The sequence below is a fragment of the Marinococcus halophilus genome (assembly GCF_900166605.1).
Lineage (GTDB): Bacteria > Bacillota > Bacilli > Bacillales > Marinococcaceae > Marinococcus > Marinococcus halophilus.
In genome coordinates this window covers 1,669,950-1,695,444 of sequence record NZ_FVZD01000006.1, presented here as the reverse complement: position 1 = coordinate 1,695,444, position 25,495 = coordinate 1,669,950, and the positions used below count along the sequence as shown (strand labels likewise).

Sequence of the window (25,495 nt, the reverse complement as noted above, 5' to 3'; positions counted from 1 at the left end):
CGTTGATAGTGATCAACATCCTTCGGGGTCGGGTGCAAGTCCCAACCGACGGTGATAAAGCGAATGCTTTTCAGTCCGTGACCCGGTAAGCGCCAAAGGCGTGGACGGTGGATTCAGTGCAACTCTGAAGCCGACAGTAATAGTCTGGATGGGAGAAGGAAAACCGTATTCGAAAAAATTCTGTTTTTCTGTCTGCCGCCGCAAGGTTCGTGCGACAAGAATAGGAGATTATTTTGGATACGTATGTGTAAAAGCCCCCGGATGTTTATCCGGGGGCTTTTTATTTTTGTAATCAATGAAAACAGGTGAACACCAAAGGAGGTCCGGCCATATGGATCATACATGGATGCATACAGCGCTTGAACTGGCACGCTCGACAGAAGGGCAAACTTACCCGAATCCGATGGTCGGTGCCGTCGTCGTTAAAGAGGGAAGAATCGTTGGGATGGGGGCGCACCTTCGCTCTGGTGAAGCACATGCAGAAGTACATGCCCTTGACATGGCAGGGAACAAAACTGAAGGGGCGACGATCTATGTCACTCTCGAACCCTGCAGCCATTACGGCCGAACCCCGCCGTGTGCTAAGCAGATTATTGAAGCGGGAATAGCCAGGGTCGTGGTAGCGGCGACAGACCCCAACCCGCTTGTAGCTGGAAATGGCATACAGATGATGAAAGACGCTGGTCTTGAAGTCGTCACCGGAGTGAAGCAGGGAGAAGCAGCCTATTTAAATCGGAAGTTTTTTCATTTTATTGAGTCCGGCCGCCCTTATGTCACTGCCAAAACAGCTTCTTCTCTGGATGGCAAAACGGCTACTGCAACAGGAGAAAGCCAGTGGATCACAGGGGAAGAAGCCCGGGAGGACGTCCATAAGGAACGGCGCCGGTGCGACGGCATATTGGTCGGCATCGGCACTGTGTTAAGCGATGATCCATCCCTTACGGCCCGGGTGCCGGAAACGGGAGTGACACCGGCGCGGGTAGTACTTGACAGCGCACTTCGTATGCCGGAGAACAGCCGGATGCTGAAGGACGGAGCAGCTCCAGTCTATATCCTTACGAATGAGCCGGCCGACACTGAAAAGACGCGCCGCCTCGAAGAAGCGGGGGCTGAAGTGATACCAGTCGCTTCCGGCGTGAAAAATATCTCCGCGGTACTGGATGTACTCGGAGAAACGAAAATCGTCTCATTATTTGTGGAAGGAGGGGCCGGCGTTCTCGGGTCCTTTCTGGAAGCTGAAATGATTCAGGAATATTTAATGTACGTAGCGCCGATGGTGATTGGCGGGGAAAATGCACCCGGAGTATACCAGGGAAGCGGTATTTCGACACTTCAGGAGGCCCGGGCATTTTCACTGATAAAAGAAGAGACATTCGGGCAGGACCGAAAATATACGCTGCAGGCCGGGGAGTGAAAGCATGTTTACGGGAATTGTAGAAGCGACAGGAACAGTGTCAAAAATGACGCAACAGGAAAATTTAATTCAGCTGGAGCTTGAGAGTGATTTGGATATGAATAGTATCCGGATTGGCGACAGCATCGCGGTGAACGGCATCTGCCTGACGGCCACGGCTAAAAAAGGCCAGAGGGTATACGTGGATGTTATGGCTGAAACGCTCAAGCATACGAGCCTAAAGCATATGGAAGAAGGCACGCGCGTAAACCTGGAGCTTGCGATGCAGGCCGGTGGACGGTTTGGCGGGCATTTTGTACAGGGGCATGTAGATGCCACTGGAACCATTGCTTCCATTGAAGAAGAAGAAAACATGATTTATGTTCATGTCCAGACACCAAAGGAGCAGCTTCGTTATATGACCAATAAGGGCTCCGTCACGGTCGACGGTATCAGCCTGACGATTTTCGGGGTGGATGATGAAAAAGAAACATTTACTCTTTCGATTATTCCGCATACCTGGCAGGTAACCAACCTGTCGGCAAAACAGGCCGGTGATCTGGTCAATATCGAATGCGATATGCTTGCTAAATATACAGAACGTTTGTTGACTGCAGAAAAATAAAACCTTTGCAAAGAAAGTAGGAACGATACCATGGAGGAACGACGCTGGTTTGACCCCATTGAAGAAGCAATAGACGAACTGAGAAACGGGCAGGTGGTGATCGTTTGTGATGACGAAGACCGGGAGAATGAAGGAGACTTTGTCGCCCTGTCAGAAAATATTGATGCCCAAACTATTAATTTTATGATTACGCACGGTCGCGGCCTCGTGTGCACGCCGATCACAGAAGAGCAGGCGGAGCTCCTGCAGCTTCAGCCAATGGCTGATCAGAATACCGATCCGCACGGCACTGCTTTTACGGTGAGCGTTGACCATGTATCTTCCAAAACCGGCATCAGTGCTTCCGAGCGTGCGCTGACAATTCAGCAACTGGCCAACCAGACCGCAGAACCGGGAGATTTTCAGCGTCCGGGCCATGTGTTTCCACTGATAGCAAAGGAAGGCGGGGTGCTGCAGCGGGCCGGCCACACGGAAGCTGCGATAGACCTTGCTCGGCTTTCCGGAAAGACGCCTTCAGGCACGATTTGTGAAATTACGAGAGAAGACGGGGAAATGGCCAGGGTGCCGGAATTGCGCGAAATCGCCGACCGGTTCGGCTTAAAAATGGTAACGATTAAAGATTTAATCAGCTACCGGCGCCATCGTGAAAAATTAGTGAAGCGGGAGGCGGACACGAGTCTTCCGACCGAATTCGGTGATTTTCGTGCGCTCGGTTTCACCTCGTCTATTGATGGTAAAGAAATGATGGCGCTGGTGAAAGGGAAGATCGATCCGGAGGAAGAAACGCTGGTGAGGGTGCATTCGGAATGCCTGACCGGGGATGTATTCGGTTCGAAGCGCTGTGACTGCGGGCCGCAGCTGCAAGCAGCTTTGATGCAGATTGAAAAAGAGGGGAAAGGCGTGCTGCTCTATATGCGCCAGGAAGGGCGCGGCATTGGCCTGATTAATAAATTGAAAGCATATGAACTGCAGGAAGCCGGCTACGATACGGTGGAAGCAAACAAAAAACTTGGCTTTCCGGACGATCTGCGCGAATATGGGATCGGTGCCCAGGTGCTCCGGGATATTGGAGTTGGCAAAATGAAGCTTCTTACAAACAATCCCAGAAAAATCACGGGCATTTCCGGCTATGGCCTTGAAGTGACACAGCGAATTGCGATACAGCTGCCATTGCAGGAGGAAAACGAGAAATACATGCGCACGAAGTTTCAAAAATTGGGACACATGCTTCATTTTTAGGAGGAATATACAATGGGAAATACTATTGAAGGAAACGTAAACGGCAGTGGACAAAAAATAGCGATCGTCGTAGCACGGTTTAATGAATTCATTAACAAACAGCTGCTCGAAGGAGCAGAAAGTACGCTTACCCGCAGTGGGCTGAAGGAAGAAGATATAGATATCATCTGGGTGCCGGGGGCATTTGAAATTCCTTTCGCTGCCCAGCAGGCAGCCAAAACGAAAAAATACGACGCTATTGTGGCAATTGGGACCGTCATACGCGGTGCAACGCCGCATTTTGACTATGTTAGCAGTGAATCAGCCAAGGGAGTCGCGAATGTTTCCCTGCAGGAACAGCTTCCGGTAATCAATGGCATCATTACTGTTGAATCCATTGAGCAGGCGATCGAGCGGGCCGGTACGAAAGCCGGGAACAAAGGCTCGGAAGCGGCTATGGGTGCAGTGGAAATGGCCAATCTTGCAAAAAATATCCGTATGGAGTAGAATGAATCACACGGTTTAAAGCCGTGTGATTCTTTTGTGATTGAGTACATGCGCATGAGCAGGGATGAGCGGCTTTCAGTTATAAATACCTATATTCCTCTTGCATTTCTGCCCAAAAGCGTGTATGGTCAATGGTGAATTTAGATACCGGTTTGCGTAAATTATGGAAATGAAGACAAATTTGTCTGAAATTCTGATTACAAAGAGGGATAATTGGCTATGTTGATTAAGTATAAACAATCCTATAAAAAGATAGCGATGGGGCTTCTTTCGTACATGCCGGAAGAAAAAGATGTGAAAAAGCTTCAGGAAACAGTCCAGCAGTATGAAGAAATGGATGACTGGCAGCTGTTTATGTGGAAAGAAGAAGATGACATTGTTGGCGTCGTTGGTCTGCGCTATACCGAAAACGGCACAGCAGAGCTTCGCCATGTGTGCGTAAATCCATCCTATCGGGATGAAGGAATTGGCAAAAAAATGGTACAGGCTGTCCGGGGGCGGCTCGATCAGGACCTGAGTGCCAGTAAAGAAACAGTCCAGTTCCTGCAGGTATGTGATGAACACCAAAAAGATATTCTTGAAAATGAAGTGAACTAATATTACCCGCCGGTAAACGGCGGGTTTTTTTATGGAAAGGTACAGAGGGGAGAATCATGGGTGACGGCTCCGGCGCTGCTTGGCCCGGATACGGAGCTGTTTGTCGCGTTCATGAACGATATCCGAACGGTCCCGAAGCACGTGTTTGTGTACAAGGTCCGTATCTTCAAGCGGCGATGCCTGAAGCCACCGCATATTTTTCTGTTCACACAAACGCTGGCACTGGGCTTCTAGCCCGGAATCCATAATTGGTAGATTCATGTCCTGGTACGGCTCTCCGAGGTGGTCGAGCTGCTTCTGGATACGAAGCGCCAGTCTTTCAGCATCAAGCCCGAGTTCCTGCAGCCGGAGAGGCAGTGGTTCGAGAATCGAGAAGGCGTTCCGAAGACACTTTGAAGCGCCGGTAAGATTTCCCCTCCGCTCGTGATACAGGCCGACAGCGATCTGGATCAGGCCGGGCCATACAGGATCGCGTTTTCCGGAAGGGGTTTCTTTCCAGTGGTCTTCGAGTATTTCGTGGCATTCAAAGTAGTCGCGGGTGCAGTGAAATTCGACAAGAAATAGAATGTAGGCGTCCGGATACATACAGTAATTTCTCCTTTTAAAAATTATTGATGAAACTGATTGTATCAAAAACAGGCGGGGAAAACGCATGCTCTGCTTACAGCGGATATGATATACTTGCAACAGCACTCAACAAGTGATGAAGGATGAGAACTATGTCCGAGCAGTATAAAGTAAAAATTGATCAATTTGAAGGTCCGCTCGATGTGCTGCTCCATTTTGTCCAGCAGGCGGAGATGGATATCCAGGATATTCCGCTGGCTGCAATTACGGATCAGTATTTGCAGTACGTGCGCACTATGCAGGAGCTCGAGCTTGACGTAGCGGGAGAATATCTCGTAATGGCCGCAACGCTTCTGCAGATCAAAAGCCAGACCTTACTGCCTGTGACAGTGGACGAGGATACCTGGATGGAGGAAGAAGATCCAAAAGAACAGCTGATTGAGCAGCTTGAAGAATACAAGCGCTACAAAGAAGCAGCCGGAAAACTGCAGCACCGGGAGCAGGAACAGCAGCAGGTGTACAAAAAGCCGCTCAGTGAATGGAGCACCGATGATGCAAGGGAAGAAGGTCTTCCAGATGGGCTGACGGTATACGACATGGTTGCAGCATTCCAGAAAATGAAAGAACGGGCGAAAAATGCCCACCCGCCCCAGGCCACCGTCCGGGCAGATGAGTACTCGGTAGAAGAGCGAATGACGGAAGTAATGGAAGAACTCGAACGACTTGAAGGCTGTTCATTTTACCAGCTGTTCGCAGAAACGAGAACCAGGCCTCAGATGGTCGTAACTTTTCTCGCTCTGCTTGAGCTGATGAAACAAAAACAGATTCGCTGCGAGCAGGCGAATAACTTTGATGATATAACGATTCAACAGGCAGAAAAGGTGAAGGCATGAAACGGGAAAGAACGATTGAGGGCACACTCGAAGCCTTGCTTTATATTAGTGGAGATGAGGGTTTGCAAGCCAAACAGGCCGCCGGAGCACTGGGCATAGAAACGGAGGCCGCCTTTGAATACTTAACCTCCTTAAAGGAAGATTGGGCAGAGCGGGAAGGCGGCCTGCAGATCACTCAGGCAGAGAATACGTTTTTCTTTGCAACGGTGCCGGAAGCAGCCGGAGCGATTGAGCATTTCAGTGAGCAGCAGAACCGGCAGACGCTCAGTCAGGCGGCGCTCGAGACACTTGCGATTATTGCTTACAATCAGCCGGTGCTGCGAGCAGATATCGATCAGGTGCGCGGAGTGAAGTCGGACCGGGCGCTGCAGACTCTGCTGACCAAAGGGCTCGTAAAAGAATTTGAACGGACACAGAAGCCGGGAAGGCCAATGTCTTTTATAACGACCACCCGCTTTTTAGAGTATTTTGGGCTCGAAACCCTGGAGGAACTGCCGCCGCTTGGAGAGGAAGAGCAAGTAGAACAGGCGGATTTGTTTTTCCGGGAGCTGTATCAAGATGAAGAATAAGTAAACAGCGCTGATAAGCGCTCTGCTTCCTGGTACAGCGACTTCGTGGCGGCGTGGACAGTTTCCCAACTGTCAGCGCCGTTTTGTACGTTTGATAAAAACACGGTTTTCCATCCATTCCCGCCCGTCTTCCAGTATGTATTGAGATACAGATGGTAGTGCTGAAAAAACTGCCGCAGGTTCTCCGCTTCGCTGGGAGAAAAAGCGATATTCAGCTGTTCCCCTGAAAGCCGTATCGCGTGTTCGGATTCTCGGAGAGCCCGGGGGTGAGGAGATTTAAGCTGTTGAAACAAGGCGTCTTTCACCGTCATAAACTGGATGTAGATCTCTTGCTCGACGGAGGCAGTATAGGCCTGTGACCGGGCGGATTCCGTTTCGGTTTCGAGACGACTTACCCGCTGCTCTATCTCTCTGAGCCGCCTGCCTGTGCGGCGAATACGGGCAGTGGTGCCGACAGCTGTTCCGGCAAGAAGCAGCAAAGCTGTATAAAGAATCAAAAAATGAAATGTCATGTGGAACGCTCCTTTCTCCGTATTGTAGCGGAAGCAGGAAGAAAATAAAATAAGCAGAAGAAACTCTAGGAGGCCCATTTATGGAAAGACTACAAAAAGTGATTGCCCAGGCTGGCATCACTTCAAGAAGAAAAGCAGAAGATTATATTACCGATGGCCGGGTGAAAGTGAACGGCAAAACAGTTAAAGAGCTCGGCAGTAAAGTTGGTATGAATGACCAAGTGGAGGTGGACGGCATTCCTCTTACGAAGGAAGAACCAGTGTATTATTTGCTGTACAAGCCGAAGCAGGTGATCTCGGCAGTAGCAGATGATAAAAACCGCAAAGTGGTTACCGATTTCTTTCCGGAAGTGAAAGCACGTATTTTTCCCGTCGGCCGGCTGGATTATGATACATCCGGTCTGCTGCTTTTAACCAACGACGGTGAATTTGCCAATAAAATGATGCACCCAAAAAGTAACGTGAAAAAGACGTATATTGCGAAAGTGACCGGGAAGCCGTCAGCAGAAAAGCTGCAGCTGCTTCGCCATGGCGTTGAGCTTGATGGGGTAAAAACGGCTCCGGCGAAAGTAAATGTTAAGTCGGCTAATAAAAAAGGCAACAGCTCGATTATTGAAATTGTTATTCATGAAGGAAGAAATCATCAGATTCGCCGTATGTTTGAAAAAATCGGTCATCCGGTAGAAAAACTGAAGCGCGAACGCTATGGCATGCTAGATCTGCTCGGAATGAACCCGGGAGAGACACGCCCGCTGAAGCCAAAAGAAGTCAAACAGCTCAAAGACCTGGCCTAAAAGTTCATTAATGTTTCAGTTCTGCCGCTTGGAATCTTGACCTGGCGGTGGGTAAAATGAATGTATAAGCTTTGCAGACAGGAGAGGATTTCATGGATCAGCAGACAACAATACTAGTCGTAGACGATGAAGCGAGGATCCGCCGGCTCATCCGAATGTACTTGGAACGCGAAGACTTTGTGATCGAAGAAGCGGAAAACGGGGAAGATGCCCTCGCGATGGCTTTGGAAAAGGACTACGACGTCATCCTGCTCGATTTAATGCTTCCTGGCATGGACGGCGAGGAAGTATGTGAACAGCTGCGCGAAACGAAAGCGACCCCGGTGATTATGCTGACGGCTAAAGGAGAAGAGTCCAACCGGGTGCAGGGGTTTGAAGTAGGGGCAGACGATTATATCGTTAAGCCATTCAGTCCGCGTGAAGTGACGCTGCGTGTAAAAGCACTGCTGCGGCGCTCTTCTTCCACCAAATATATGAAGCCGGAAGCTTCTGCCAATGAAGTGCTGGTTTTCCCGCATTTAACTATTGATAATGATGCCCACCGGGTAACAGTGGATAATAAAATTATCGGCCTCACACCGAAGGAATATGAGCTGTTGCTGTACCTGGCCCAATCTCCGGACAAAGTATTTTCGCGGGAGCAGCTTCTGAAAGACGTATGGAAATATGATTTCTTTGGAGACCTTCGAACGGTGGACACCCATGTGAAGCGTCTGCGTGAAAAACTGAATAAGGTTTCTGAAGATGCCGCAGACATGATCGCGACGGTCTGGGGCGTTGGATATAAGTTCGAGGTGGAACAGAAGCAATGATCTGGCGCAGCGTCGTCGGAAAACTTTGGCTGACGATACTGGGACTCTTAACAGTGGTGCTGCTAATTCTTACCATCCTGCTGCTTCAGTTTTTCGAACAGTTTAATATTTCGGAAGCGGAAACCCAGTTAACCAACAATGCTGAGATTATTGCTACATCGCTGCAGGAAGAGAATTCCCCGGAAAGTTCGCAGCCAGTCATTGATCAAATTGCCGGCACATATAATTCCGAAGTGATGGTATTTATCGATGATAATCTCTGGTACGGCTCAGGAGAAGGAGAAGGGCTGGCGGCTTCGGATATTCAGGATAGCAGTGAGCTTGGCAGTGTCTCTGGAGCAAGGGAGCAGGTGACGGTTCACGACACCTTTTCCACCGACAGCGGCGAAGACGAAATTTTTGTTGTGGGTGAGCCGTTTACGACAAGCGATGGCCGGGAGGGCGAAGTGTATGTGTATCAGTCGCTCTCGGTTATTGAAGAAACGACGGGGGAAACAAAGCAGATTATCCTGCTTTCGGCCGGCATTGCTATTATTTTAACGACCGTTTTTGCGTTTTTTCTGAGCACACGTATCACAGCCCCGCTTCGGAAAATGAGGGAGCTCGCTCTCAATGTGCTCAAGGGAGACTTTGAATCCAAGGTTCCTGTAGTCAGCAACGATGAAATCGGGCAGCTCGGTAACGCCTTTAACCGGATGCGCCGGGAGCTGTCGCAGAATCTGACAGCCTTGAATCAGGAGAAAGAGCAGCTCAGCCGCATTTTGCACAGTATGGCTGATGGCGTAATCACGTTTGACCGGGGAGGAACTATGGTATTAACCAATCCTCCGGCGGACTATTTCATTCGTTTAAATCGGCTCGAAGAGAAGCAGGAAGCTCGTGCCATTCCAGTCGAACTGACGAGTCTGTTTGAAAAAGCGGTAGAGACAGAAATGGAGCAGCTTGATGAGTTCGAGGTGCAGGGCCGGAGTTTTGCCGTGCTTGTCACCCCGCTTTACGGAAACGAGGATGTGCGCGGGGCAGTAGCTGTAGTCAGGGACATGACAGAAGAACGCCGGCACGATAAGCTGCGCAAGGACTTTATTGCCAATGTCTCCCACGAGTTGAGGACACCCATCAGCATGCTCCAGGGCTACAGTGAAGCAATTGTAGATGATATCGCAGCGTCAGAGGAAGAGAAGAAAGAGATTGGGCGCATCATTTATGATGAATCGCTGCGGATGGGGCGCCTGGTGAATGAACTGCTTGACCTTGCCCGGATGGAGGCCGGGTACCTGAAGCTTGAAAAAGAAGAGGAGGAGGTTACCTCCTTCTTTCAGCGGGTGGAGCGGAAATTCCAGGGACTTGCCGAAGAATCTGAGGTACAGCTTGTTCTGGACCTGCACGCCCCGGAAAAATACGCCTATATTGATGTTGACCGGGTAGAGCAGATTCTAACAAACCTGGTCCATAATGCGATACGCCATACAGAGGCAGGGGGAGCCATCACTATCCGGGCTGTAAACGGCGAATCACTGCATATGGAAGTCAGCGATACAGGCAGCGGTATATCGAAAGAAGATCTGCCTTATGTGTTTGAACGCTTTTATAAAGCGGATAAAGCGAGAACACGGGGTAAGGGCGGCACCGGACTCGGCCTTGCCATTGTCAAAAATATTGTCGATGCCCATCAGGGCGCCATTGTAGCAGAAAGTGAGCAGGAAAAAGGGACGACATTTTATATTGATCTGCCGAATAAGTAAAGACCAGAGGAGCGGTTAAGCATGAAAGCTTGGTACGAAGAACACTTTCAGGAAGATTATTTGCGAGTGTACGACCACCGTGATGAAACAAAAGCAGCCAGTGAACTGACAGCGTTGATGGAAAAAATTCCGCTCACTCCCGGTGCGAAAGCTATTGATTTATGCTGCGGCAATGGACGCCATGCGCGTTGGCTGGCGAGAAAAGGTGTAGATGTTACCGGCATCGATCTGTCGCCGGCGCTGCTGAAAAAAGCAATTGAGCTGACGAACGGGCTGCCGGTGCAGTACCAGCGGGGGGATATCCGCAACGTGCATATTAGGAAGGAATATGACCTGGCTTTTAATTTATTTACAAGCTTTGGTTATTTCCCGGACGACGAAGAAAATGAATTAATATTTCAACAGGCGGCTTCTGCATTAAAGCCGGGTGGCTGGTTTGTTTTTGATTACCTGAACCCCGAGTATATCAAGCAGCATATCGTCCCCCGGGATGAAACGGTGAAAGATGGGCTGAAAATTTATCAGGAGCGGAGCATCCAGGATGAATTTATCGTAAAGCGAATCAGTATTGTAGAAGGGGATTCCACCAGAAGATATATGGAGAAAGTGAAAATGTATCAGGAAAGCCAGCTGCGAAGCATGATGGAAGCGCACGGCCTGCAGATTCATGCGTTTTACGGCGATTATGATGCTTCTCCTTTTCAACTCCAAACTTCCCCGAGGCAGATATTTATCGCCCAGCTTGCAGAACAATAAGCAGGAAGGAAGAACATGGATGAAAATTAAAGCACTGATGATAATACCGGCAGCAGGGACACTTGCTGCCTGCAGCACTGATGGGGAAAGCGGTAACGACGGCAGCAGTAATGAAAACACAGAGGCCATTGAAGTTACGGATGCTTCCGGGGAAACAATCACACTTGACGAGGCGCCGGACGAGATTGTCAGTTTGATGCCGAGCAATACAGAAATTGTTTATGAGCTGGGAGCACTCAACAAAATCGAAGCAAGAACCGACGCGGATACATATCCGGAGGAAGTGACAGACATCGAAAGCGTAGGTTCGGGTCTTGAGCCAAATATTGAAGAGGTTATTGCCATGGATCCGGATATGGTGCTCGCACACGCTTCCTCCGGCATTGAAGATTCTCTATCCCAGGTGGAGGAAGCGGGTATTCCAGTCATTACCGTACCGGACGCCCAGTCATTTGACGCTGTGTACGACAGCATCGAATTAATTGGCACCGCTATCGGAGAGGAAGAAGAAGCCAAGGAAGTCATCGGTGAAATGAAGAAAGACGTATCAGATGTAAAAAAGGCGACCGAAGAAGCAGAATCCAGCCAGGAGGTGTATGTGGAAGTAGGTGCATCTCCTGACCTGTATACCGCGGGGAGCGGAACGTTTATTGATGAAATGCTGTCGGCGGTTCATGCAGAAAATGCTGCCAGCGAATTGGAAGGCTGGTCGATGGTGAGCGAAGAAGAAATTATTGATGCCTCTCCAGATGTCATTTTAACGACGTACCCTACAGAGAAAGAACCGCTGGAAATGATTGGTTCAAGAGAAGGCTGGGAGACTGTTCCTGCAGTAGAAAACGACGAAGTATACGCATTGAGCAGCGATAAAGTGAGCCGCCCGGGCCCGCGTCTTACTGAGGGGCTGGAGGAAATGGCGGAAAGAATTCATCCGGATGCGATGGCTGAAAAATAATTACACAAGTGCCTATCTCCTAATGGTCGGAGCATTTACCGGGGTGCTTCTTCTCGCTGTTTCGATGGGGAGTGTAGCGGTGCCTCTTTCTATAAGCACCAAAGCGGTGTTAGTCCAGGTATTTCCGTTTCTCCCTTTTTCACTTGAAACAACGGCTGGCGCTGAAGCGATTATTCAGGAGGTGCGGCTGCCGCGTGTACTCCTGGCGGCAGCGGTAGGAGGGGCGCTGGGACTCGCCGGGGCTGTCTTTCAGGGACTGCTTCGAAACCCGCTTGCCGATCCTTACACGCTTGGTGTGTCCTCAGGCTCTTCGCTCGGAGCGGTCGCCGTATTGTATTTTGGCTGGCAGCTGCCTTTGCTTGGCAGCTTTACGCTGCCGGTGGTGAGTATTATCTGCGGTTTTTTGACGCTTGCTGTTCTGTTGCTTTTTGTTTATTCTGTGGAACGCACCGTGCGGACCGAGACCATGATTCTTGCTGGTATTATTATCACCTCATTTCTCAGCGCATTTATGTCTTTATTGATTGCGTTCAGCGGAGAAGAACTCCGGCAGATTATTCAGTGGCTTCTTGGGAGCGTGAGCCGCAGAGGATGGGATTATCTTAGGCTGATCGTTCCGTGCCTTCTGGCAGGAGCACTGCTGCTGCTTTCACAGGCGCGCGCCCTTAATGCATTTGCGTTTGGCGAGGACAGCGCTTCCTCGGTAGGGGTGAATGTACCGAGGACAAGGATGCTGCTTCTCGCCGGCACGTCAGTACTGACAGGCGGAGCGGTTGCTGTTTCAGGTACCATTGGGTTTGTAGGACTTGTGATTCCGCATATGATCCGGCTTTTGTGGGGCCCGGACCATAAACATCTGCTGCCATTATCCTTTGGTGGCGGGGCAGTTTTTTTAATGCTTGCGGATTTAATTGCACGCACAGTTGCTGCTCCGGTGGAGGTGCCTGTCGGGGTGATTACGGCACTGGCCGGGGCGCCTGTGTTTGCACTGCTCCTATTTCATCAGCGAAGAAGGCGGTGGCAGTAATGTCGGAAGTTCAAGTCGAAAATATAACTGCAGGTTACGGGAAAAGCAGCACGGTAGTCGACCGGGTTTCCTTTATGGCCGGGGCGGGAGAAATGGTTGGCGTTGTCGGTCCGAACGGCAGTGGAAAGTCCACACTGCTCCGCGTGATGGCCGGCCTGCATGAGGCATGGTCGGGAAGTATTCAGTATAAAGATAAACCTTTGAACTCGTTCACTTCTTCCGAACGAGCTAAAACTGTCGCCTACCTGCCGCAGTTTGATGAATTAGCGGCGGCCTATTCGGCCCGCCAGGTCGTAGAAATGGGAAGATACGCCTATCAAAAAAGCTGGTGGCCGGCAGCAAATAATAAAAAAGATGAACAAGTGATTCAGAATGCTATGCGACAAATGCACGTCTGGACCAAAAGATTCCATTCGTTCCACGCATTAAGCGGGGGAGAAAAACAGCGGGTACTGCTCGCAAGACTGCTGGCACAGGAACCGGAATGTCTTCTGCTCGATGAGCCGACCAACCATCTGGATATTCACTATCGTATTGAGCTGTTGAATTACATCCGCAGCTGGGCTTCGGAACAAAACCGAACTGTGATAGTTGTGATGCACGATATTCAGGCGGCCGCTCTTTACTGCGACCGGGTGTTGATGCTCTCGGAGGGCAGGGTGGAAGCGTTCGATGAACCGGCGGCTGTTTTTGACGAACGCCGGCTTTCGGAAGTGTACCAGGCTGATATTCGTGTCAGTCTGCAGCATGAAATAAAAGCACCAGCCGTGTACTGGCGCCCTCCCAAGCAGGAAGACAATATTTTGAATGTCCCGCTGTCATGGTCGGAAACACCGGATCAATGCCAGGCGGTTTCGAGCGTAACATTAAATGTGTATGCTCCTTCGTTAAAAAAGCTGGTTTACGGCACCGTGTTATCAGTGGATAAAATAAATGGAGATCTGCATATTTTCGAGGATGGACTGAGGAGGCGGTCAGCTCACATCATTCACTTTTCGCCGGGGATGCGCATATGGAAAAAAAGCTCAGGCCCCCGGGAGGCTGTGTTTGGGGCTGGGCGGTCGTGCTTTTTGTGGCTCCATATGGCAGAAGGGTGGCCGGCCCAGGAAATTTCAGCCTTGCAGCTGTACATACAGCGGAAAGCATTTGAATGGATGTATTACCATACAAATACCGGGCTTTCCCTCCGGGCGCTGGAAGAGATCATGGTGACAGCACCAGTAAAAAAGAATGAAACATTTTCGGAAGAACAGTTACATTGGCACTACCTTCACATCGGAGAATTGATAGAATCATTGTTAGATGACTACAATTCGGATTCCGGATAGAAAGGGTGAAAAACATGAAGCTGTACACGAGGCAGGGAGACCGCGGTGATACCTCCGTGGTGGGCGGAAAAAGAAACAAAGGTGATGCACGGATTGAAGCGTTTGGAAGCTTTGAAGAAGTAAACGCATTGATTGGTAAAGCGGCATTGTTGGCGGCGGAGGAAAAAAGCGGGAGGGATCTGCAGACAGATCTTGAGCGTATTCAGCATGAATTATTTGACTGTGGCAGTGATGTCGCTGACATAAGGGCAGAGGCGGTACGCAAAGTTGATAATTCCACCGTGGTATGGCTTGAAAACCGAATTGATGAGTACACGGAAGAAGCGCCGCCACTGCAAAAATTTATTCTTCCGGGCGGAACGCCGTTGTCAGCAGAGCTTCACCTTGCCCGCACTGTATGCCGGCGGGCCGAGCGGGAGCTTGTGCGGGCAGGAGAAAATGAAGATGTCCCCGTCCCGGTTCTTATGTATGTGAACCGTCTGTCGGACTACTTGTTTAGTGCCGCAAGAATTGCCAATAGCCGCGCAGGAAAAACAGATGTTGAATATGAACGAAGTGCGAAGGTATTCACTACTGAGAAGGAGAGGGAGAACAAGCAATGAAGCAGCTTTCGGCCCGGACTATTCAAACCCAGCTGAGTGGAGAGGATATTTTCATTGATGTCGGACTGCTCCGCTGGCTGAACGAGCAGTCCGGATCTGTAGCACGGGATAACTGGCTGCTGGAGGCATGTTTGTTTTTTCTGATCCGAATAAGGGTTCACGAACGTATCCGGCTCGATGAGGACGGTCATATCCACCGGCGCTTCTGGAAAGTCATGGAGAAGTCTTTAAGATTAGAAAGGCACGGCAAGCATACAAAAACGAAAAATATTTTTATCTACTGCTTTTTAGAGCAGATGGCCATGCAAAAGCAGTGGATTCAAAAGGACGGAAAGCATGCGTTTATTACCCGGAGAGGCGATGACTATTTGAAAGAAAACCGTGAGAAACAGCTTAATGAGCTGCTTGGCTATTTGTGGCCGAAATCATGAAAAAGCTAAAAATGGCGGGCTGCGGCCCGTCCTTTTTGCTATCATTAACGCAAAAGGACTTGTTCTGGGAGGTATTTTCTTATGTTGATCATTTATCAACGTTTAAAGAACAATGAGAACAGTCTGAAACAAATGAGGAAACTAAACGAGCTTTACGCAGAAGTATTTGAAGAAGAAGAGATGTATACGGGAAATAAACCTTCGGAGGCGTACCTTTTAAAGCAGCTCTCAAACGAGAATACGATCATTTGTACAGCTGTCCTGGGCGAACAGGTGGTGGCCGGTCTCACGGCCTACGTCATGAACAAGCTGGAAGAGGAAACGTGTGAAATCTACGTTTATGACCTCGCCGTAGATGTTAAATTCCGCAGACGGAAAATTGCGACGAACCTATTAGGGTTTCTACTGGAAGAAGCTAAAAACCTTGATGCATCCGCTGTTTTCATTCAGGCTGACCAGGAGGATGCGCCAGCCGTGGCACTATATGAATCAATGGGCGAGCGGGAGGACGGCTATCATTTTGATATTTATTTAAAAAAGGATAAAAGGCAGGGAAGGCAAGGCACATAAAAAAAGACGCCCCCGCAGGCACGTCTTTTGTACTATTGCTATAGCTCAATGGTATCGGCCAGAGAAATTTCTTCAATGGATGTTAAGTCTTTTACAACATCCTGGTTGGCTTCACGGTCAACGGCGAGCATCATGATAGCTTCGCCGCCTTCCTCCCGGCGCCCCACCTGCATGGTGGCGATGTTAATCTGATGGCGTCCGAGAATTTGGCCCATTTTACCAATAACCCCTGGCTTATCCGTATGCTGGATATAAATGAGGTGACCGGTTGGGTAGAAGTCGACGTTAAAGTCATTAATGCGCACAATGCGCGGACCGTATTCCTTTACGTATGTGCCGTACAAGGCAAACGAACGGCCTTCCCCTTCGACGGTAGCCTTAATCAGGTTGGAATAACCCAGCGACTGGGAGCCGAACTGTTCGCCGTAGTCAATGCCCCGTTCCCTGGCGATCGTGGAGGCATTCACATCGTTGACCGGTGCGTCAATGCGGCTCTGTAGAAAGCCGGCCAGCAGGGAACGGGTTAGAATAGACGTTTCCAGATCCGTTACGTTGCCACTGTAGCGCACGTTCAACTCTTGGACAGGCGTTTTTACACTCTGGGACATAATATTGCCCATGCGGCGGGCAAATTCATAGTATGGACGTATAGCTTCGAACTTTTCTTTTGACATTGTCGGGAGATTAATGGAGTTTAAGGCAGGGAGCCCCTGCAGAAATTGAAGCACTTCATCAGATACCTGGGAAGCGACATTTAGCTGGGCTTCTTTTGTAGAAGCAGCAATGTGTGGTGTGCTGACAACCTGATCGAATGCGACGAGCGGATTTTCGTTCGCTGGTTCTTCTTCATAAACATCGAGCGCCGCGCCTGCTACGTGGCCGGATTCAAGGTAATGAGCGAGTGCTTCTTCATCGATAATACCGCCGCGGGCGCAGTTTAGAAGCATGACACCAGGCTTTGTTTTGCCGAGGTTCTCGTGGCCGAGCATGCCTTTTGTATCCTTGGTGAGCGGCGTATGTACGGTAATGACATCCGCCTCTCCGAGCAGTTCTTCAAAGTCCCGGAGATCAACTCCCATTTCATTTGCCCGTTCCTTTGTGAGAAATGGATCATACACGATAACGCTCATTTCAAAGCTCTGCGCCCGTTTAGAAAGTTCCGAGCCGATGCGGCCAAAGCCTACAATACCGAGTGTCTTACCGCGAAGCTCTGTACCCTGGAAACCCTTACGGTTCCATTCACCGGATTTAAGTGAAGCATTTGCCTGGGGAATTTTCCGGGCGAGTGAAGCCATCATTGCGAATGTATGCTCGGCTGTGGAGATCGTATTGCCGTCGGGAGCATTAATTACCACAATTCCTCTTTTAGTAGCTGCATCGATATCAATATTATCCACCCCAACGCCGGCACGGGCAACGATGCGAAGGTTCGGCATGGAATCCATCACTTCCGCCGTAACGGTGGTGCCGCTTCGGACCAAAAGAGCGTCAAAGGAACCGGGGTCCTCTGCATCGTCTACGTGCTGCTGGACACACTGCACCTGATCGCTTTCAAGCAGCGGGGCAAGCCCCTCGCTGCTCATTGAATCGGATACAAGCACACGAAATGTCTGATTGCTGGTCACTGTTTCTTCTTCGTTCATAGTTTTCTGCATGTTACTCCACTCCCTTGTTCGTTCATTCACAAAAAGTTCGTTAACGATTTTACTTAAATGTCCAAATGTATATCTCTGGAGGACAAATGTCTATGCGTAGTTGGGAAGTACTTTATCATACTCCAGTATAAGTGTCAATTTACCTGGCGCGGCTGAAAATACGAAAAGAGACTGGGGTTCAGCCTCTTCAATTACACGCATGTATAAAAACTGGCGGCAGCAGAAAAGTATCCCGCTGCCGGCCTGCTTAATAATTACTGATTGTTATAACGATCGATGGATTCCTGCACAAGCTTGGCCGCTTCTGCTTCGTTTTCCCAGCCGCCGATTTTAGTTGTTTTCTTTTCAAGTTCCTTGTACGTCTGGAAAAAGTGGGAGATTTCATCGAGCTTGTGCTGAGGCACATCATCAAGCGTAGTAACACCTTCAAAACGAGGATCCTCTGTTGGCACAGCCAGAAGCTTCTGGTCTTCATCGCCGTCGTCAAGCATGTTTAAGTAACCGATAACCCGGGCGTCGATAACGCAGCCTGGGAATGTTGGGTTAGTAACGAGAACGAGTACGTCAAGCGGATCGCCGTCGAGTGCAAGAGTATCATCAATATAGCCATATTCTGCCGGGTAAAACATTGGGGAGAAAAGCACGCGGTCGAGTTTAAAGACCCCTTTGTCTTTATCATATTCGTATTTGTTCTGGCTGCCTGTCGGAATTTCAATAAGTACTTCCACTTCTTTGTTTTCTGCCAAGGCAATCTCCTCCTTCAATATGTATAGTAAACATCTTCTGCATTATAGCAGGAATGAAACACGGAAGAAAGGCGGGGAACAGAATCTGTAAAAAAACCCCCAGCAGCCTGGGGGCACAGTGCTTATTCGAACTTGAAAGGGTTCCCGGAAAACGGTTCCTCTGCAACTTTAATGGAATCGGTCGGGCATCCTTCAAAAGCGTCAATCATATCTTCCTCGAGGTCCTCTGGAATGCTCTCTGTCCCCTGATTGTCATCGACAATATTTTCGGCCAGGCCTTCCTCGTCGTAATCGAAAATATCGGGAGCGGCTGCCCCGCAGGCACCGCAGGCGATACATGTATCTTTATCAACAATGGTGTATTTCGCCATCTATGTCCCTCCATGTCATAAAAAATCTATATAACTTATACGCTTGTATGAAGAGCGTCGTAAGGTCTATTCCATATTGTATTTCTTCATGATAAACTTTTCAACAGAAACGAAAAGCGGCACACAGCCTAATTTGTGGCATTTTGATGAACGAATAGAAAGGAAGAGGTGTATTGCTGTTTCAAGAGGCAATGATCCTGATAGCATTAAAAAGGCTCCGCGGAGAACGTACGGACGCATCAGCTTATCATCTTTTGTCCGGAAAGCGCTCTTCGCAGACGATCACAGACGCGAAGTGGTTTCAGTCAAAGGATCTATTTGGGGCTCTTCCCAAGCTCGATAAGCTGCAATTTGAACGCATCACTGCTTCCTTGTACCACCGCGGCTGGATCGAACCTGGGGGCGTTCCGGCTGAATCCATTTCTGCTTCTATGCGCCCGTGGGAAAAGTTGGTGGAGGAAGCAGGCTTTGACGGGTGGGCCTACCGGGATACCGGCCATCAGTTTTGGAAAAGGATTGCACTTTTAATTCAAACGTTGTCGCATTTGTATCAGCGAAAAAAACAATTTGTTCCAATCATTCAGGACCATGCGTCTCAGCAATGGGTAAAACAGAAACTTTCGTCGTGGGGAGAAGGAAAATATACTGCCATGAAAAAACTGTATGAGGAAATGGCGGACTGTCTGCGTGACATGACAGAGCTGCAGGCCTTTATTTTTGTATACAAGCTCACAGGTGCAGAAATTCTCGGGAAAACGACTGAGCAGATTTCACGCCTGCAGCACAGGGAACAGGAGGAAGTTGACTACCTGCTTCAGGGAAGCATCCACACGTTAATAAAAAATGCGGAAAATCAGCCGGAAACGGTGCTTCATGAATGTCTTGATACTGGTGGCACGCCAGAGCTTACCGTCACAGCCCAAAAAACACTGGATTTCATAAACAAGGGCTTCACCCTCGAAGCGGTGGCCCGTTCCCGAGGGCTAAAGGTAAGCACCATTGAAGATCATTTTGTGGAAATTGCCGGCGAAATAAAAGAATTTTCCATTGACCAGCTGGTGCCTCCAAAACAGCAGGAAGCAATACGCCAGGCGGCTGCATCTCTTGATACGTTTAAGCTGAAAACGCTGAAAGAACAGCTCGATGCCGATACGACATACTTTGCAATCCGGCTTGCGCTGGCAAAAGGAGGACAGAAGAGTGGACAAAAAAACAGAAGCATTGAATAAATACTTTGGCTTTTCCTCCCTCCGTGCGTATCAGGAACCGATCGTGGATAAGCTGCTTGAAGGCACAGATACTCTGGCTGTCCTGCCCACAGGAAGCGGCAAGTCCATCTGTTTTCAACTGCCCGCTTTAATGAAAAATGGGTTGACGCTTATTGTTTCCCCGCTGCTGTCATTGATGGACAACCAGCTTCAGGAGCTGCGGGCAAAACACATTAAAGCAGCCGCCGCCTATAACAGCTTTATGAGTCCGGAGGAAAAATCCCGGGTGCTCCGCCGGCTGTCGTCATTAAAGCTTTTGTATATTTCACCGGAAGCGCTCTCGCTGCCGTTTATTGTTGAACGCTTGAAGGAGGTAAATGTGGTAATGATGGTGGTGGATGAGGCCCATTGTATTTCGCAGTGGGGCCATGAGTTCCGGACAGATTATCTAAAAATCGGGCCGGTGCGGGAAGCTGTCGGCAATCCTTGTATGGCTGCTTTCACTGCCACTGCAACACCGGAAGTACAGCTCGACATTAAAAAGCAGCTGCGGATGGAGGAACCGGCAGAGTATATTCATTCCGTGGACCGGGTGAACATCGCTCTGTTTGTTCAAAGATGCACCAGCGAGCGGGAAAAAAAGAAAGAATTGGTCCGTATCATCCAGAATGCCCCGGGCCCCGGTCTGGTGTATGTTACCAGCCGGAAAAAATGTGAAGAATTGAAAAAGCTGCTCCAAGAAGAAAGCGCCCACCAGGTGGAGGCTTACCACGGAGGACTTGATAATGAGGCAAGGCTGATGATTCAGCAGCAGTTCTTACACGGCGATCTGGATGTAGTAGTATGTACAAACTCCTTTGGCATGGGATTAAATAAAGCTGATGTTGAATTTGTGCTTCATTATCATTTCCCAAAAGATGCAGAATCCTACATTCAGGAAATCGGAAGAGCGGGAAGGGACGGAAGGCAGGCATGGGCCACAGTACTGTACCTGGAGGAGGATATTATTATTCCACAGATGCTGATGGAATCCGAGCTTCCCCCCGTGGATGAGCTTGACGCTGCCTGGGAGACGGCAGCCAGCAGCCGGCAGGAAGAAACAACTGCCGACTTGATCAATAAGCTGGGATGGACAGAGACCGCTGCCCGTTTTCTCGCATTTTACCTTGAGAAACATCCCCGAAAACGAAAAAGTGAACTTCTTGAAGACCTGGAAGAAAAGGTGCAGCAGCGGCGGTTTGAAAAGGAAAAAAAGCTGAAGGTTATGGTACAATGGTTAGAAAACAGCAATACCTGCCGGAGACGTTTATTGTTGCAGGTTTTTGGGGAAGCATTAATGAAACGCCCCGACCCATGCTGCGATATATGCGGGAGTACTATTCCTGTTCGTAAGCAGCCGGGAAATGAAAAAGAAAAAGTAACAGCTCCGTGGGAAATGCGACTGCAGGAGCTGTTTTTCGGAAAGGAGAGGGAGCATGAATAAAACACGTATGGAGAGGCGAAATGCTGGTTCAAATGCAGAACAGCCGGAAACAGAGCGAAGCCGACTCGGACGCCGCCGGAGTAGTACGGGCGAAGAACCTTCGAGTGAAGCCGGGCAGGAAGCAGCTTCAAGACGTTCACGCTATGCGGGCAGGAAAGAAGAACCGGAGGAGGAAGAACCGCCAATGCTCACCCTTCCTCATACGCTGTTGGCTGCGTTCATATTTATCGTAATTACAGCCCTCGCCTCGCCGTTCATTATAAGTATGTTTCAGTAGCAGGGAACGCCGTGGAAGTTTCTGTCAGTGGTGAAGATAGGAGGAGACCGGCAAAGCAGGCAATTACACCTAAAATCATTAATATAAATGGCCAGGTAAGTGGTTTTTTTCTAAATAAGAAATATAAAAGCAAAAAAAAGCCTCCTCCAAATAAAGCGGCTCCTGCTAAAAAGACAATAAGATCCATTGTTTGATACCTTCTTTCCGGTCAATTTTTTCCTTACATAAGTATAGCGGAGATAAGCGGTGTGCGTATACTCGTTTTTAAATTGTCCGGAAACGTTCAAATTTTATAAAAGAAAAGAGGGGTTCCATCATGAAAAAATGGCTGCTGGCTCCTCTTCTTTTTTCTGTGCTGTATGCCGGCAGGGTCCTGCAGGAGACATGGCAGAATAAAGTAAGAACCCATGAGCTTGAATATGAAAATCTTCCGGCAGAAGTGCAGGGCTTTACCATTTTCTTTATTACCGACATCCACCGGCGGCGGGTGTCGCCAGCGTTGTTCCGGAAGCTCGGCTTGACTCCGGATCTGATTATAATCGGCGGGGACTTGGCTGAAATTGGCGTGTCTGCGGAGCGGATCAGGCAAAACCTTCGTATGCTCCGCAGTTATGCACCGGTTGTGTTTGTGTGGGGAAATCATGACCTGCAGGTGGGCCGCGGATGGCTGAGGCCGCTACTGGAGCAGGAAAGAATCAGTATTCTTGAAAAAAATGTGTATACGTTAAAGGGAACTGCTTTTGCGATTGCTTCCTTTGGGGAGGAACGCTTTTATGAATCCTACCATTATCCAGCGCACGTGCCGGAGGCGGATCTGCTTATCGCCCACAACCCAGAAGCATATTACCGGTACGGGCCCTTCCCGAAACGGGCGGCCTACATGCTTACCGGCCATACCCACGGGGGCCAGATCCGGCTGTTCGGGTGGGGCCCAAAATTAAAGGGCGGCTGGTACCGCGAAAAACATCAGAATCTGTTTATCAGCAACGGCTACGGTACGACTACCATACCGCTGCGCCATGGCGCCCCGGCGGAAACGCACCTGTTTGTACTGACAAACGGTCATTCTTATAGCGAATAAGGGAGTATGAATATGAAAGAGGAAGTAATTATTATCGGGGGCGGCCCCTGCGGCCTGTCGGCAGCTATCGCTTTAAAGCGCCGTGGCATTGATGCGGCAATAATTGAAAAGAAAAATATTGTGCACAGCATTTATGAATATCCTGTCCACCAGACGTTTTTCAGCTCTGCAGATAAACTTGAAATCGGCGGGCACCCTTTTCCAGTGGTAGACCGAAAGCCACGGCGCCAGGAAGCTCTGGTGTATTACCGGAAAGTAGCGGAAGCGGAAAAACTGCGTATATATAACTATGAGGAAGTACAAAAGATCCAGGAAACGGGCAGCGGCTATCTGGTGCAAACCGAAACACTTCAGGGCAGGACCCGGGAGTGGGAAGCTTCGCACGTGATTATAGCCACCGGCTACTACGATAACCCTAATCCTATGAACGTGCCGGGGGAAAATTTGCCGCACGTAAAGCACTACTTTGAAGAAGCTCATCCCCATTTTAATCAGCAGGTCGTTATTATCGGCGGGAGAAATTCGGCTGTGGATGCCGCTCTTGCCCTCGAGCAGGTGAATGCTCAGGTTACAGTGCTTTACCGCGGCTCTGAATATTCCAAAAGCATCAAGCCATGGATTCTCCCGGATTTTCAGGCAATGGTCCGGCGTGGTGCGGCCCGTATGGAATTTGAAGCAGATGTCGTGCGCATTGAGCCGGACCGGGTTATATACAAGCAGGAGGAACGGGAGCGGTCCGTTGCGGCAGATTTTGTTTTTGCCATGACCGGCTACCACCCGTCCCGGGCCTTTTTCCGCCAGCTTGGCATTGCTGTTGACGAACAGTCGGGCCGTCCCTCCTTTGACGAAGAAACGATGGAAACAAACCGGGAAAACATTTATATTGCCGGTGTTATTGCCGCCGGAGATGAAGCAAATGAAATATTTATTGAAAACGGCCGTTTTCACGGTGAACAAATAGCGGAGGATATAGCACGAAAAAAAGCCACTTTGTTTTAACAAACCAGTGGCTTTTTAGTATGAATTAATCCGCCTTATTCGACATGCTCAAAGCAGTCGCGTATTTCCTCGAGTGACCGTTGGTCATCTAGAGCAGCGAGCAGCTTAAGACGCGCTTTCTGGCCGTTAAGACCGTTCGTGAAAATAACGCCCTTTCGCTTCAGCTGATAGCCTCCCCCTTCATAGCTGTAGGTAGCCTGGACCACACCGCTATGGCAGCGGGAGACCAGGACTACAGGAACTTGTTTGGCTATTGAATCCTCCAGCAGCGGCACGACAGTTGGAGGAATGTTCCCCTGGCCGAACGCTTCGATAATGATTCCGTCAAGAGGCTGGTAGAGCAGTGGGGAAAGTAAAGCTGCATCCATGCCGGCTGCCATTTTTAAGAGGAGCACCTTCTTGTTCAGATGGACCGGTGAAAAATGCTCCCGGCTTGCCGGGTAGTGATGGATAAATATTTCATTGTTCGTTACAAAGCCGAGCGGACCGTATTGCGGACTCTGAAATGTGGCGATGTTGGACGAATGGGTTTTTGTAACGTTTTTTGCAGAATGGATCTCTTCGTTTAAAACGACGAGGACGCCGATGCCGCGGGCTTTATCGCTTGCAGCAGTACGGACCGCTGCTAGAAAGTTTTGCGGACCGTCGGCGCTGATTTCATTACTCGAACGCATGGCGCCTGTCACGACAACCGGCAGCTCTTTGTCATGAAAAAGATCAAGTGCGTAGGCGGTTTCTTCAAGCGTATCGGTGCCGTGAGTAATGACGACCCCGTCATATATATCTTCGGACAGCTTTTCAAGCATATGTTCGTGCAAAGAAAGCATATGCTCCGGAGTAATGTGAGGGGAAGGGAGATGTAGAAAATCGCTCGTCACAATTTCAGCAATTTGATTAGCAATGCGGCTCCATTGGCTTAACGGATTATGAAGCCCTGGCTCGACGCCGCTTTCTTCTGTCTGGGTCATGGCGATCGTGCCGCCTGTATGGATAACTAGTATTTTTTTCATTTCAATTCCTCCTCGTCGGCTCTGCTGGACTGTCATTATTCTTTTACGAATCTGAACATAGCATGATACGATACGTTTAACAAGAGAGGGTGAGAACGAAAGGTGATCGCACTGATTATGGCGGCCCTGGCGCCGGCTGTCGCTTTACTGCTATATTTTACATTAAAACGCCGGGCGGACGTGGAGCGGAGGCTGCCGGTCATCCGGGCGTTTGTCATCGGGGTGCTGATCGTGTTTCCAGTGCTTGTAATCGAGCACGCGCTCGAAACAGAAGGAGTAGGCATGCCGCTTTTCGCGGCCCAGTACACTCAGGCCGCTGTATTGGAGGAAGGAATTAAATTTTTCCTTTTATATACATTTGTGCTGCGTTTTGCTCCGATTAAAAATACTTATGATGGCGTTATATACGGACTTTCCCTGTCGCTTGGATTTGCTTCGCTCGAAAATATTTTGTACTTAATTGCAAACGGCATTGAAACAGCGGTTACAAGAGCTCTTCTGCCTGTAACGGTTCATGCGCTCCTCGGGGTGATCATGGGATATTATGCGGTATCGGCTAAGCGCGCCTCTCGCCATGGCAGGAGGTTATTCTCTTTTTTTCTTGCCCTTGCCATTCCGCTTATCTTTCACGGGCTGTATGATTATATATTAAGTGCTTCTTTAGCCAATATTCTGTATTATCTCATACCGTTCATGCTATTTTTATGGTGGTTTGCGTTGTCAAAGGCTAATAAAGCCAATGCGAAATAACAACTCGAAAGGACGAA

General features: G+C 49.3%; 30 protein-coding genes and 1 riboswitch. Of the genes, 23 read left to right on the top strand and 7 right to left on the bottom strand.

The features are described 5' to 3' along the window. The first annotated feature begins 14 nt into the window (after nucleotides 1–14). A riboswitch (FMN riboswitch) is annotated at nucleotides 15–164 on the top strand. 167 nt (nucleotides 165–331) lie between these two features. From ribD to B5066_RS14600, 5 genes are all read left to right on the top strand, one after another. Further along, entirely contained in the window at nucleotides 332–1,414 is a 1,083-nt protein-coding gene (gene ribD, locus B5066_RS14620; protein ID WP_143745446.1) for a bifunctional diaminohydroxyphosphoribosylaminopyrimidine deaminase/5-amino-6-(5-phosphoribosylamino)uracil reductase RibD, read from the top strand. 4 nt (nucleotides 1,415–1,418) lie between these two features. After that, nucleotides 1,419–2,018, top strand: coding sequence for a riboflavin synthase (locus tag B5066_RS14615; protein WP_079476635.1), 600 nt, complete (start codon nucleotides 1,419–1,421; stop codon nucleotides 2,016–2,018). A 30-nt stretch (nucleotides 2,019–2,048) separates the two neighbouring features. Next, entirely contained in the window at nucleotides 2,049–3,257 is a 1,209-nt protein-coding gene (locus B5066_RS14610) for a bifunctional 3,4-dihydroxy-2-butanone-4-phosphate synthase/GTP cyclohydrolase II (RefSeq protein ID WP_079476634.1), read from the top strand. Nucleotides 3,258–3,269: 12 nt separating this feature from the next. Beyond that, the gene (gene ribH / locus B5066_RS14605; protein ID WP_079476633.1) at nucleotides 3,270–3,743 is read left to right on the top strand and encodes a 6,7-dimethyl-8-ribityllumazine synthase; all 474 of its coding nucleotides are present in this window, start codon (nucleotides 3,270–3,272) and stop codon (nucleotides 3,741–3,743) included. A 219-nt stretch (nucleotides 3,744–3,962) separates the two neighbouring features. After that, nucleotides 3,963–4,340 (top strand): GNAT family N-acetyltransferase, encoded by a 378-nt coding sequence (locus tag B5066_RS14600; RefSeq protein WP_079476632.1) that lies wholly within the window; start codon nucleotides 3,963–3,965, stop codon nucleotides 4,338–4,340. Nucleotides 4,341–4,394: 54 nt separating this feature from the next. Here B5066_RS14600 and B5066_RS14595 read toward each other — a convergent pair whose 3' ends face one another. Beyond that, entirely contained in the window at nucleotides 4,395–4,925 is a 531-nt protein-coding gene (locus B5066_RS14595; protein WP_079476631.1) for a DUF309 domain-containing protein, read from the bottom strand. Nucleotides 4,926–5,059: 134 nt separating this feature from the next. Between B5066_RS14595 and B5066_RS14590 the strand changes: the two genes are divergently transcribed. Together B5066_RS14590 and scpB are read left to right on the top strand one after the other, a co-directional pair. Continuing rightward, nucleotides 5,060–5,800 (top strand): segregation/condensation protein A, encoded by a 741-nt coding sequence (locus B5066_RS14590; RefSeq protein WP_079476630.1) that lies wholly within the window; start codon nucleotides 5,060–5,062, stop codon nucleotides 5,798–5,800. After that, nucleotides 5,797–6,369 carry an SMC-Scp complex subunit ScpB gene (scpB, locus tag B5066_RS14585; protein ID WP_079476629.1) on the top strand — a complete coding sequence of 191 codons (573 nt, stop codon included), beginning with the start codon at nucleotides 5,797–5,799 and terminating at the stop codon, nucleotides 6,367–6,369. The genes B5066_RS14590 and scpB overlap by 4 nt, the downstream gene beginning before the upstream one ends. Here the strand turns inward: scpB and B5066_RS14580 are convergent. Continuing rightward, a complete protein-coding gene (locus tag B5066_RS14580; protein WP_079476628.1) occupies nucleotides 6,354–6,881 on the bottom strand; it encodes a hypothetical protein in 528 nt (175 codons plus the stop codon). The genes scpB and B5066_RS14580 overlap by 16 nt on opposite strands. An 80-nt stretch (nucleotides 6,882–6,961) precedes the next feature. Between B5066_RS14580 and B5066_RS14575 the strand changes: the two genes are divergently transcribed. The 10 genes from B5066_RS14575 (at nucleotide 6,962) to B5066_RS14530 (ending at nucleotide 15,898) form a co-directional block, all read left to right on the top strand. Further along, nucleotides 6,962–7,675: a pseudouridine synthase gene (locus B5066_RS14575; RefSeq protein ID WP_079476627.1), complete on the top strand. Its 714-nt coding sequence runs from the start codon at nucleotides 6,962–6,964 to the stop codon at nucleotides 7,673–7,675. Between the two features lie 92 nt (nucleotides 7,676–7,767). Next, on the top strand, nucleotides 7,768–8,487 hold the full coding sequence (locus B5066_RS14570; RefSeq protein ID WP_079476626.1) for a response regulator transcription factor: 720 nt from the start codon (nucleotides 7,768–7,770) through the stop codon (nucleotides 8,485–8,487). Continuing rightward, entirely contained in the window at nucleotides 8,484–10,229 is a 1,746-nt protein-coding gene (locus tag B5066_RS14565; protein WP_079476625.1) for an ATP-binding protein, read from the top strand. Before B5066_RS14570 ends, B5066_RS14565 begins: the two co-directional genes overlap by 4 nt. A gap of 21 nt (nucleotides 10,230–10,250) precedes the next feature. Beyond that, complete coding sequence (locus B5066_RS14560; RefSeq protein WP_079476624.1) at nucleotides 10,251–10,985, top strand: class I SAM-dependent methyltransferase; 735 nt, start codon at nucleotides 10,251–10,253, stop codon at nucleotides 10,983–10,985. Between the two features lie 19 nt (nucleotides 10,986–11,004). Continuing rightward, on the top strand, nucleotides 11,005–11,940 hold the full coding sequence (locus tag B5066_RS14555) for an ABC transporter substrate-binding protein (RefSeq protein WP_179124128.1): 936 nt from the start codon (nucleotides 11,005–11,007) through the stop codon (nucleotides 11,938–11,940). Next, nucleotides 11,921–12,967 carry a FecCD family ABC transporter permease gene (locus tag B5066_RS14550; protein ID WP_079476622.1) on the top strand — a complete coding sequence of 349 codons (1,047 nt, stop codon included), beginning with the start codon at nucleotides 11,921–11,923 and terminating at the stop codon, nucleotides 12,965–12,967. Before B5066_RS14555 ends, B5066_RS14550 begins: the two co-directional genes overlap by 20 nt. Further along, nucleotides 12,967–14,295 (top strand): ABC transporter ATP-binding protein, encoded by a 1,329-nt coding sequence (locus B5066_RS14545; RefSeq protein ID WP_079476621.1) that lies wholly within the window; start codon nucleotides 12,967–12,969, stop codon nucleotides 14,293–14,295. The genes B5066_RS14550 and B5066_RS14545 overlap by 1 nt, the downstream gene beginning before the upstream one ends. Before the next feature lie 14 nt (nucleotides 14,296–14,309). Continuing rightward, entirely contained in the window at nucleotides 14,310–14,897 is a 588-nt protein-coding gene (locus tag B5066_RS14540) for a cob(I)yrinic acid a,c-diamide adenosyltransferase (protein ID WP_079476620.1), read from the top strand. After that, complete coding sequence (locus B5066_RS14535) at nucleotides 14,894–15,328, top strand: hypothetical protein (RefSeq protein ID WP_079476619.1); 435 nt, start codon at nucleotides 14,894–14,896, stop codon at nucleotides 15,326–15,328. Before B5066_RS14540 ends, B5066_RS14535 begins: the two co-directional genes overlap by 4 nt. Before the next feature lie 81 nt (nucleotides 15,329–15,409). After that, on the top strand, nucleotides 15,410–15,898 hold the full coding sequence (locus B5066_RS14530; RefSeq protein WP_079476618.1) for a GNAT family N-acetyltransferase: 489 nt from the start codon (nucleotides 15,410–15,412) through the stop codon (nucleotides 15,896–15,898). Between the two features lie 38 nt (nucleotides 15,899–15,936). Here the strand turns inward: B5066_RS14530 and serA are convergent, their stop codons facing one another. The 3 genes from serA to B5066_RS14515 form a co-directional block, all read right to left on the bottom strand. Continuing rightward, the gene (serA, locus tag B5066_RS14525; RefSeq protein WP_233133227.1) at nucleotides 15,937–17,553 is read right to left on the bottom strand and encodes a phosphoglycerate dehydrogenase; all 1,617 of its coding nucleotides are present in this window, start codon (nucleotides 17,551–17,553) and stop codon (nucleotides 15,937–15,939) included. A 254-nt stretch (nucleotides 17,554–17,807) separates the two neighbouring features. Then, a complete protein-coding gene (locus B5066_RS14520) occupies nucleotides 17,808–18,299 on the bottom strand; it encodes an inorganic diphosphatase (protein WP_079476617.1) in 492 nt (163 codons plus the stop codon). Between the two features lie 122 nt (nucleotides 18,300–18,421). Then, entirely contained in the window at nucleotides 18,422–18,670 is a 249-nt protein-coding gene (locus tag B5066_RS14515) for a ferredoxin (RefSeq protein WP_079476616.1), read from the bottom strand. 173 nt (nucleotides 18,671–18,843) lie between these two features. On the opposite strand from B5066_RS14515, the gene B5066_RS14510 reads away from it, so the two are divergent. Genes B5066_RS14510 through B5066_RS14500 form a run of 3 tightly spaced genes read left to right on the top strand, consistent with a single transcriptional unit; the run spans nucleotide 18,844 to nucleotide 21,638 of the window. Next, complete coding sequence (locus tag B5066_RS14510) at nucleotides 18,844–19,899, top strand: YpbB family protein (RefSeq protein ID WP_079476615.1); 1,056 nt, start codon at nucleotides 18,844–18,846, stop codon at nucleotides 19,897–19,899. Continuing rightward, nucleotides 19,871–21,361 (top strand): RecQ family ATP-dependent DNA helicase, encoded by a 1,491-nt coding sequence (locus tag B5066_RS14505; RefSeq protein ID WP_158219086.1) that lies wholly within the window; start codon nucleotides 19,871–19,873, stop codon nucleotides 21,359–21,361. The genes B5066_RS14510 and B5066_RS14505 overlap by 29 nt, the downstream gene beginning before the upstream one ends. Further along, nucleotides 21,354–21,638: a hypothetical protein gene (locus B5066_RS14500; RefSeq protein WP_079476613.1), complete on the top strand. Its 285-nt coding sequence runs from the start codon at nucleotides 21,354–21,356 to the stop codon at nucleotides 21,636–21,638. Before B5066_RS14505 ends, B5066_RS14500 begins: the two co-directional genes overlap by 8 nt. Here B5066_RS14500 and B5066_RS16590 read toward each other — a convergent pair. Further along, complete coding sequence (locus B5066_RS16590; RefSeq protein ID WP_143745445.1) at nucleotides 21,619–21,825, bottom strand: hypothetical protein; 207 nt, start codon at nucleotides 21,823–21,825, stop codon at nucleotides 21,619–21,621. The genes B5066_RS14500 and B5066_RS16590 overlap by 20 nt on opposite strands. Before the next feature lie 129 nt (nucleotides 21,826–21,954). Between B5066_RS16590 and B5066_RS14490 the strand changes: the two genes are divergently transcribed. Together B5066_RS14490 and B5066_RS14485 are read left to right on the top strand one after the other, a co-directional pair. Next, entirely contained in the window at nucleotides 21,955–22,719 is a 765-nt protein-coding gene (locus B5066_RS14490; protein ID WP_079476611.1) for a metallophosphoesterase, read from the top strand. A gap of 12 nt (nucleotides 22,720–22,731) precedes the next feature. Beyond that, nucleotides 22,732–23,718: a YpdA family putative bacillithiol disulfide reductase gene (locus B5066_RS14485; RefSeq protein ID WP_079476610.1), complete on the top strand. Its 987-nt coding sequence runs from the start codon at nucleotides 22,732–22,734 to the stop codon at nucleotides 23,716–23,718. 35 nt (nucleotides 23,719–23,753) lie between these two features. Here the strand turns inward: B5066_RS14485 and B5066_RS14480 are convergent, their stop codons facing one another. Further along, a complete protein-coding gene (locus B5066_RS14480; protein ID WP_079476609.1) occupies nucleotides 23,754–24,728 on the bottom strand; it encodes an asparaginase in 975 nt (324 codons plus the stop codon). Between the two features lie 102 nt (nucleotides 24,729–24,830). On the opposite strand from B5066_RS14480, the gene prsW reads away from it, so the two are divergent. After that, complete coding sequence (prsW, locus tag B5066_RS14475) at nucleotides 24,831–25,478, top strand: glutamic-type intramembrane protease PrsW (protein ID WP_079476608.1); 648 nt, start codon at nucleotides 24,831–24,833, stop codon at nucleotides 25,476–25,478. Nucleotides 25,479–25,495 lie beyond the last annotated feature (17 nt).

Bases quoted from the DNA above. Each gene is read 5' to 3' on its own strand.
- ribD (WP_143745446.1), top strand. From the start codon at position 332: ATGGATCATACATGGATGCATACAGCGCTTGAACTGGCACGCTCGACA.
- B5066_RS14615 (WP_079476635.1), top strand. From the start codon at position 1,419: ATGTTTACGGGAATTGTAGAAGCGACAGGAACAGTGTCAAAAATGACG.
- B5066_RS14610 (WP_079476634.1), top strand. From the start codon at position 2,049: ATGGAGGAACGACGCTGGTTTGACCCCATTGAAGAAGCAATAGACGAA.
- ribH (WP_079476633.1), top strand. From the start codon at position 3,270: ATGGGAAATACTATTGAAGGAAACGTAAACGGCAGTGGACAAAAAATA.
- B5066_RS14600 (WP_079476632.1), top strand. From the start codon at position 3,963: ATGTTGATTAAGTATAAACAATCCTATAAAAAGATAGCGATGGGGCTT.
- B5066_RS14595 (WP_079476631.1), bottom strand. From the start codon at position 4,925: ATGTATCCGGACGCCTACATTCTATTTCTTGTCGAATTTCACTGCACC.
- B5066_RS14590 (WP_079476630.1), top strand. From the start codon at position 5,060: ATGTCCGAGCAGTATAAAGTAAAAATTGATCAATTTGAAGGTCCGCTC.
- scpB (WP_079476629.1), top strand. From the start codon at position 5,797: ATGAAACGGGAAAGAACGATTGAGGGCACACTCGAAGCCTTGCTTTAT.
- B5066_RS14580 (WP_079476628.1), bottom strand. From the start codon at position 6,881: ATGACATTTCATTTTTTGATTCTTTATACAGCTTTGCTGCTTCTTGCC.
- B5066_RS14575 (WP_079476627.1), top strand. From the start codon at position 6,962: ATGGAAAGACTACAAAAAGTGATTGCCCAGGCTGGCATCACTTCAAGA.
- B5066_RS14570 (WP_079476626.1), top strand. From the start codon at position 7,768: ATGGATCAGCAGACAACAATACTAGTCGTAGACGATGAAGCGAGGATC.
- B5066_RS14565 (WP_079476625.1), top strand. From the start codon at position 8,484: ATGATCTGGCGCAGCGTCGTCGGAAAACTTTGGCTGACGATACTGGGA.
- B5066_RS14560 (WP_079476624.1), top strand. From the start codon at position 10,251: ATGAAAGCTTGGTACGAAGAACACTTTCAGGAAGATTATTTGCGAGTG.
- B5066_RS14555 (WP_179124128.1), top strand. From the start codon at position 11,005: ATGAAAATTAAAGCACTGATGATAATACCGGCAGCAGGGACACTTGCT.
- B5066_RS14550 (WP_079476622.1), top strand. From the start codon at position 11,921: ATGCGATGGCTGAAAAATAATTACACAAGTGCCTATCTCCTAATGGTC.
- B5066_RS14545 (WP_079476621.1), top strand. From the start codon at position 12,967: ATGTCGGAAGTTCAAGTCGAAAATATAACTGCAGGTTACGGGAAAAGC.
- B5066_RS14540 (WP_079476620.1), top strand. From the start codon at position 14,310: ATGAAGCTGTACACGAGGCAGGGAGACCGCGGTGATACCTCCGTGGTG.
- B5066_RS14535 (WP_079476619.1), top strand. From the start codon at position 14,894: ATGAAGCAGCTTTCGGCCCGGACTATTCAAACCCAGCTGAGTGGAGAG.
- B5066_RS14530 (WP_079476618.1), top strand. From the start codon at position 15,410: ATGTTGATCATTTATCAACGTTTAAAGAACAATGAGAACAGTCTGAAA.
- serA (WP_233133227.1), bottom strand. From the start codon at position 17,553: ATGCAGAAAACTATGAACGAAGAAGAAACAGTGACCAGCAATCAGACA.
- B5066_RS14515 (WP_079476616.1), bottom strand. From the start codon at position 18,670: ATGGCGAAATACACCATTGTTGATAAAGATACATGTATCGCCTGCGGT.
- B5066_RS14500 (WP_079476613.1), top strand. From the start codon at position 21,354: ATGAATAAAACACGTATGGAGAGGCGAAATGCTGGTTCAAATGCAGAA.
- B5066_RS16590 (WP_143745445.1), bottom strand. From the start codon at position 21,825: ATGGATCTTATTGTCTTTTTAGCAGGAGCCGCTTTATTTGGAGGAGGC.
- B5066_RS14490 (WP_079476611.1), top strand. From the start codon at position 21,955: ATGAAAAAATGGCTGCTGGCTCCTCTTCTTTTTTCTGTGCTGTATGCC.
- B5066_RS14485 (WP_079476610.1), top strand. From the start codon at position 22,732: ATGAAAGAGGAAGTAATTATTATCGGGGGCGGCCCCTGCGGCCTGTCG.
- B5066_RS14480 (WP_079476609.1), bottom strand. From the start codon at position 24,728: ATGAAAAAAATACTAGTTATCCATACAGGCGGCACGATCGCCATGACC.